6 protein-coding genes are annotated in these 6,731 nt (G+C 67.0%); 4 read left to right on the forward strand and 2 right to left on the reverse strand.

Translation table 11 applies throughout. The features are described from left to right. Window positions 1-1,908 (reverse strand): TonB-dependent receptor (locus AC1DYI_RS23155; protein ID WP_477206483.1); only part of this gene is annotated, 1,908 nt, incomplete at its 3' end. A 77-nt stretch (window positions 1,909-1,985) separates the two neighbouring features. Here AC1DYI_RS23155 and AC1DYI_RS23160 point away from each other — a divergent pair. The 3 genes from AC1DYI_RS23160 (at window position 1,986) to AC1DYI_RS23170 (ending at window position 5,077) form a co-directional block, all read left to right on the forward strand. Then, entirely contained in the window at window positions 1,986-2,126 is a 141-nt protein-coding gene (locus AC1DYI_RS23160; RefSeq protein ID WP_477206484.1) for a hypothetical protein, read from the forward strand. A gap of 82 nt (window positions 2,127-2,208) precedes the next feature. After that, on the forward strand, window positions 2,209-3,252 hold the full coding sequence (locus AC1DYI_RS23165; protein ID WP_477206485.1) for an extracellular solute-binding protein: 1,044 nt from the start codon (window positions 2,209-2,211) through the stop codon (window positions 3,250-3,252). 55 nt (window positions 3,253-3,307) lie between these two features. Continuing rightward, entirely contained in the window at window positions 3,308-5,077 is a 1,770-nt protein-coding gene (locus tag AC1DYI_RS23170) for a diguanylate cyclase domain-containing protein (RefSeq protein WP_477206486.1), read from the forward strand. A 5-nt stretch (window positions 5,078-5,082) separates the two neighbouring features. Here AC1DYI_RS23170 and AC1DYI_RS23175 read toward each other — a convergent pair whose 3' ends face one another. After that, entirely contained in the window at window positions 5,083-5,316 is a 234-nt protein-coding gene (locus tag AC1DYI_RS23175; protein WP_477206487.1) for a hypothetical protein, read from the reverse strand. 359 nt (window positions 5,317-5,675) lie between these two features. On the opposite strand from AC1DYI_RS23175, the gene AC1DYI_RS23180 reads away from it, so the two are divergent. After that, a partial coding sequence (locus AC1DYI_RS23180; protein ID WP_477206488.1) for a S8/S53 family peptidase occupies window positions 5,676-6,731 on the forward strand: 1,056 nt, incomplete at its 3' end.

Below are 6,731 nucleotides of genomic sequence, written 5' to 3' on the forward strand. Positions count from 1 at the left end.
GCTGTACTCGACGAAGTAGGCGCCTGTCGGGTCGTTCGGCGGCGGCGGCGTGATCGAGATGATCTGGTTGTAGGCGCTGGACGATTGCGTACTCGTGTGGACCAAGCGCACGCCGACATCGCCGCTCCACTGCTCGCCGGCCAGGTCGAGCTGCAGGTAAGCCGCGTCGGTCTTTTCCTTCACGCGGTAGCTTTGCACCGGGTTCAGCACCGGCAAGGTCTTGCGGTAGTCGAACACGCCGCCGTTCGGGTTCGGTTGGCCGTCGAGCTTCTTCAGCGCTTCGAGGTAGGCCGGCACGTCGAACGCGACGAACGAAGTGGGAAAGCCGCTGCCCGCACCCGGCATGAAGTTCRGCAGCGTGAACGAGTGCTGCACCACATGCGCGCCCATCGACGCAAAGGTGGTCGACTCACTGCCCGAGTACTGCACGCTGCCGTTGGTGAAGTCGTTTTCGAAGTAGTCGCGCTTCTTCGTGCGGTCGGTGCCGGCCCAGCCGAAGTGCAGCTGGTCGAAGATGCCCGAGTCGATAGCCCAGCGGCCACCGGCACTGGCGCCGTTGACGGTGTCGTGCACGTCGTCGCCATGCAGGCCCACGTAGTGCGGGCCGAAGTCGGCGTCGCCCAGTTGGCCCGCGGCCAGTGCGGTGGCCAGGTCACGCCCGTCTTCGAGCTGCACGCGGATGTGGGGCAGCACCTGGCCGGTGTTGGCCCAGTATCCTGTCGTGTGGCCGGCCAGTTGCGCGACGACGTAGGTGTCCTTGCCGCCGCCCAGGCGCGTGGAGGTCGACTGGTACGCGTCGCCCGTCAACACCAGGTCGGGCGAGACCTGCCAGCTGCCGTTCCAGCCGTACTGCGCCGTGTCGACGACGCGGTCGGTGGTGATGTTGGCGATCTCGGGAACCAGGTCCTTCACCGTCATCGCGGTGACCACGCCGTTGGTCACCTGCATGTCGGACCAGCGGCCGTCCACCCAGTTCGGAAAGTAGGCCTGGTTGTAGCCGACCTGCGGTGAGTCGAGCCGGGTGTACAGGCCGTCGATCACCATCTTCACGTCGGCGTTCGGCCGCCACTCGAAGGCGGCTGAAACGGCGGTGCGCTTCTTGTCCTCCATGATCGAGCCGAAGGTCATGCAGCAGACGCCGGCGAGGTTCTGGTCCGCGTCCGACATCGTGCCGTCGCCGTTGAGGTCGATGCCGCGGAAGTAGGTGTAGCCGGCGCTGTCGGTGCGGACCTTGCGGTGGGCCAGCACCGCGCCGATCAGCAGGCCCATCGTGTTGTCGGCAAAGGTGTCGCTGTAGACGGCCGAGACCTTGTTGCCGGACAGACGCGACATCGTGTTGTAGTCGGTCTCGGCACGCACCAATGCGTGGCGGCCCGGGTCGTCGAAAGGGTGGGCCGAGCGCAGGTTGACCAGGCCGCCGATCGCGCCTTCGGTCAATGAGGCCTGGGCCGACTTGACCACGTCGGCGCCGCCGATCACATCGGCCGGCAGCACGTCGAACGCGAAGTCGCGGCCTGCGTCGTCGGTGGCCAGGATGCGGTTGTTCAGTGTGACCAGGCTGTAGCCGGGCCCGAGCCCGCGCACGCTGACCTTCAAGCCTTCGCCGCCAGCGGTGCGGCTGATCGCGACGCCGGTGATGTGGCTCAGCGAGTCGGCCACGTTGTCGTCCGGGAAGCGGCCGAGCTCGGTGGCCGAGATCGAGTCTTGCACGCGGCTGGCGTTGCGCTTGAGCTCCAGCGACTTGGCCAGGCTGGCGCGGGTGCCGGTGACGACGATGCTTTGCGTGGTGTCTGCCGGTGACTCAGGGGCCGGCTCGGTGTCCTGGGCCCGCAGTGGTGTGGCCGTGATGGACAAGGCCGCAGCGGCCAAGGTGGTCAGGACGAAACGGTCGGGAACATGGCAGCGCACGGGACTTCTCCTGCGGGGAATTCAGTGCACCTGATCGAACCTTGGCACCGTTCGGGCGAATGTAGACAAGCTTTCGTATGCTGTCGATATCGTCTTTTGCTTTCTTTCAAATTAAATTCGAAAGGCTTTCGTTGGTCGATTTTTCGAAGGCGCAGTCGCTGCGCGGCGAGCCCGCCGGGCTCGGCAGTGGGCGCGGCCCGACGCGGGCCGAGCGCTGAAGATTAGTTTGAGCGCGGCGGCAAGAGCGGACCTAAGATGGCCGCTACGAAAACCCGGTGGTGTGGCGGGGTGTCGATGCGGATGAAGCTCGTTCCGTTGGCTGTGGCGCTCGCCCTGGCCTGTGTGCAGGCGATGGCCGGTCCGGTACTGCGTGTGCTGGCGTGGCCCGGCTATGCGGAGCCCGAGGTCGTGCACGACTTCGAGACCAAGACCGGCGCGCATGTCGAGCTGACGGTGATCGATACCGACGAGTCGATGTGGCAGAAGCTCAGCGCGCACGACGGGGGCGATTTCGATGTGTTCGCGGTCAACACCGCCGAGCTGCAGCGCTACATCCAGGCCAAGCTGGTGCAGCCGGTGAACACCGACAAGATCCCGAACACCGGCACTCAGCTGCCGCGCTTTCGCCAGCGTGCCACCATCCCCGGGCTGGTCCATGTGCAAGCGGGGGTGGCACAGACCTACGCGATCCCATTCACCTATTCCGAGATGGGGCTGATCTACGACAAGCGTCAGGTCTCTGACCCGCCCACGTCGATCGCCGCGTTGTGGGACACCCGTTACCAAGGCAAGGTGCTGGCCTACGGCGGTGGCACCCACAACTTCTCGCTCGCCGCCCAGATGCTTGGCGCGCCGTCGCCCTTCAAGATGCAGACGGCGATGTGGCCGCGTGCGGTAGATGCGCTGATCGATCTGCGGCGCAATGTGCTGGGCTTTTACAACCAACCGGAAGAGTCGGTCCGCCTGTTCCAGCGCCACGGTGCCGCGCTGATGTACGCCAACTACGGCACCCAGCAGCTGCACCTGCTGAAGGCGCAGGGCATAGACGCGGGCTATGTGATCCCGCGCGAAGGGGCGCTGGCCTGGCTCGACTGCTGGGCCATCACGCGCGGTGCGCGCGACCCCGCGCTGGCCCATGCCTGGATCGACCAGCTGCTCGGCGGACAGGCTGGCCAACTGCTGGTCCAGCGTCAAGGCCTGGCCAGCACCACCACCGAGTCGGCATCGAGCCGACCCGAGGTGCGCCTGCTGTGGCTCGAGCCGGTCGAGGACGCCAGTCGGCGCGAGGCCCTGTGGGCGCGCATCCGCTCCGGCGACCGTGCTTCGCGGGTGCTGGCGCCATGAGCCTCGCCCGGCCACCCGTAGAGGCTCATTCCCTCTTGGAGGGAAGGGGGCACCGATGAAGCCGAAGATGGGCATCGCCAGGCGCCTCGCACTCGCGCTGGCCTGTGTCGGTGTGCTGGCGACCGGGCTGACCGGCTACTACGGCTACCTGGCCAGTCGCGCGATGCTGATCGCCGGCGCCGAAGACCGCCTGAAGACGRCCACCCGGGTGCTGGTCCGGCAACTGGCGGTCGGCCTCAACGGCACCGCGCGCGATGTGCGGCTGGTGGCCGATCACCCGCAGGCGGCGCGCCTGCTCGCCCGCAGCGACCCCGGCGTGCAGGCATTCAATGAGAACAACGTGGCGCTGCTGTTCGTGCGCGTGCTGGAGACCCACCCCGAGTACTTCCAGATGCGCCTGATCGACGTGACCGACCATGGCCTGGAGCGCATTCGCGTCGACCGTGACGAGGGTGGCCTGGTGCAGGTGCGCGGCGACGACCTGCAGGAGAAGGGCCACTACCCCTACGTGTTCGAAACGCTGCGCCTGCCTCCCGGTGCGGTGTACGTGTCGCGGCCGGCCATCAACCACGAGGTGGGTGCCCACGCCGGCCAGGACAAGCCGGCGCTGCAGGTCGCTGCACCCGTGCACGACGTGAACGGCGTGGCGCGTGGCGTGGTCGTCATCAACGTCGACCTGAACGGTTTGTTTGCCCAGCTGGCGGTCGATCTGCCGCCTGGCTTGCAGCTGTACCTGACCAACGCCGCCGGCGACTTCCTGATCCACCCGGACCCGAGCCAGGCCTTCGCCTTTGATCGCGGCCAGGTGGCACGCCTGCAAGACTCGTTTCCTGCCGCGGCGGCGATGACCATCGAGGGCCCAGGCTCGGGCCGCCAGGACGAGCTCGTCACGACGGCGATCCCGACGGGCGGTGGCGCGGTGGTGGCGGCCTTCATGCGCCAGCCGCTGAGTGATCTGCGGCGCGAGGACGAGTTCATCCTCGGCCTGGCACAGCCGCTGGAGGAAGTGCTCAAGGACAGCGAGCAACTTGGCCTGGTCAGCGCCCGCATCGTGATCGCGTTCAGTGCGCTGGCCGTGATCCTGGCGATCCTGCTGGCGCGCGCCTTGACGCGGCCGCTGGACCAGATCGTCGACGCCGTGCAGCGCTTCACCGACGGCACGGCCGGAGGCCGCCTGCCCAGCGCACGCAAGGACGAGATCGGCCTGCTGGCGCGCAGCATCGAGAACATGCAGCAGCAGATTCGCGCCCAGTTCGCCAAGCTGGAGCAAAAGCAGGGCGAGCTCGACCGGCTGGCCAGCCACGACAGCCTGACGGGACTGCACAACCGCCGTTTCTTCCTCGACCGCCTCGACCATGCGCTGGCCCATGCCAAACGCACCAACGGCCAACTGGCGCTGCTGTTCATCGACCTCGACAACTTCAAGACCATCAACGACGGGCTGGGGCACGCCGCGGGCGACTTCGTGTTGCGCACGCTGGCCCAGCACCTGAAGAGTGTGGTACGCGAGGTCGACACCGTCGCGCGCATGGGCGGCGACGAGTTCATCATCCTGATCGACGAGATCGACAACGTCGACGGGCTGCTGGTGGTCGCGCACAAGGTGCTCGACGCGCTGTCGCAGCCGATGCACCGCGGCGACGTCGAGCTGGTCTCCGGCGCCAGCATCGGTGTCAGCCGCTACCCGAGCGACGGCGAGAGCGCGGCCGAACTGATCGCCGCCGCCGACCAGGCGATGTACCGGGCCAAGTCCGGCGGCAGGATGCGGGTGTGCCTGGCGGGCGAGGGCGGCACGTCCGGCGGGCTGGTCGAGACCGTCGGCTGAGAAGGTCAGATCGGGCGCCGGCCGCGGACGTGGTCGAGCGCCTCTTGCGCGTGGAGCGCGGCCTTCAGTTCGTTGCTCAGGCGCTCGATGTCGCGCAGCAACGCCAGGACCAGGTCGGGCCCGCAGCGTTGGCGCAGCGTCTCGTCGAGCGCGGCGCAGCGCAGACGCAGTGCATCCGCCACGCAGCAGGCCAGTGATTGCTTGTTGCGGCCGATGGCCAGGATGCGCGGGGCGGCCATCAGGATCTCGGAACCGGACCGCGCCTGGAGCCGGCGTCCGCAGTGTTGCCGGCCTCGCCATGGGATGTACGCACGGCTTGCATGGCGCCGTTCCTTTCAAACTCGTCCCCGATGCCGCGCTGTCGGCAAAGCGCGTGCCGTGCGATGAGATAGCTAGGGGTGGGAGCCTGCACAGGCTTGGGGATGAATCCAAGTGGTCTGGGGATGGGCTGGCTGAAAGACAAGCCCACACTTCGTCTGCCCTCGGGACCAAGCCAAAACGCTTCACCGACAGCCCACCTGGTGCTGTCGTGGGACTGCCTTTGCCTTGCGCTTCTGCCAGGGCTTTTTCAACCCGATAAACCCAGCTGAGGAATCCCATGAAAGCATTGACCGTTTTGACGCGCAGTTTGGCGATTGGCGGTATCGCTGCGCTGCCGGTTCTCGCATTCGCCGCGATGGCCGATGGCGCCAGCAGCGCATCGACCCCGGGCCTGGATATGTCGAAAGACAACGCCCCTCAATCGGTAGCGCCCTATGCGCCCCCGGCCACCGTCTTCGTTCCGGAAAGCAGCAGGCATGTGCCGGGCGATGCGGGTGTTCGTGCCCACACGAACTACGTGATCAAGAACCCGAAGGGCATCCATCCGTCGGCGATCACCGACCTGCGCCAGGCCGAGCCCCATGTGGATATCGAGCCCGACTCCACCTTTGCCGAGTACCCGGCGTCGCTGTCGTGCCTGTACAAGATGGGGCCGACCTACGCGGGCTGTGCGCCGACCAACAACTCGGCCTACAACGCCGTGGGCGGCAGCCGCGCGATCGCGGTCGTCATCGCCTTTGACAACCCGACTGTCTTGAGCGACCTGCAGTCGTTCAGCTCGTTCTTCGGCCTGCCGGCACCCAAGTTCAAGAAGGTGATCGCCAACGGCAACGGCGCCTGCGTCACCCCGCCGTTCAACTCGGGCTGGGCGCTGGAAGGCGCGATGGACACGCAATGGGCCCACGCCATGGCGCCCTCCGCGACCATCATCTACGTCGAGGCCTGCTCGAACAGCTATGCCGACCTGATGTATGCCGAGCAGATCGCCGCGCAGCAGCTGCTGCCCTATGGCGGTGGGCAGGTGACCAACAGCTGGGGCAGCGGTGAATTCCCGACCGAGTCGACCGACTGGGACTGGGTCTTCCGCGCCAACTGGGTGGCCGGCAAGCCGATCAGCTACTTCTTCTCGGCGGGCGATTCGGGCCTGGGCGCCCAATACCCGAGCTCTTCGCCGTGGGTGATCTCGGCCGGTGGCACCACCATCAATCGCGACCCGACCACGCAAGCCTTCCAGAGCGAAAGCTGCTGGGCGGGCTCGGGTGGCGGCACCAGCGCCTACGAAACCTACAGCAGCACCTTCGGCTCCGGCACCGGCCCGTGGACGAACTACCAG

It is taken from the genome of Ideonella sp. P3_A4, from assembly GCF_056403075.1.

Bases quoted from the DNA above. Each gene is read 5' to 3' on its own strand.
- AC1DYI_RS23160 (WP_477206484.1), top strand. From the start codon at position 1,986: ATGCTGTCGATATCGTCTTTTGCTTTCTTTCAAATTAAATTCGAAAGG.
- AC1DYI_RS23165 (WP_477206485.1), top strand. From the start codon at position 2,209: ATGAAGCTCGTTCCGTTGGCTGTGGCGCTCGCCCTGGCCTGTGTGCAG.
- AC1DYI_RS23175 (WP_477206487.1), bottom strand. From the start codon at position 5,316: ATGGCCGCCCCGCGCATCCTGGCCATCGGCCGCAACAAGCAATCACTG.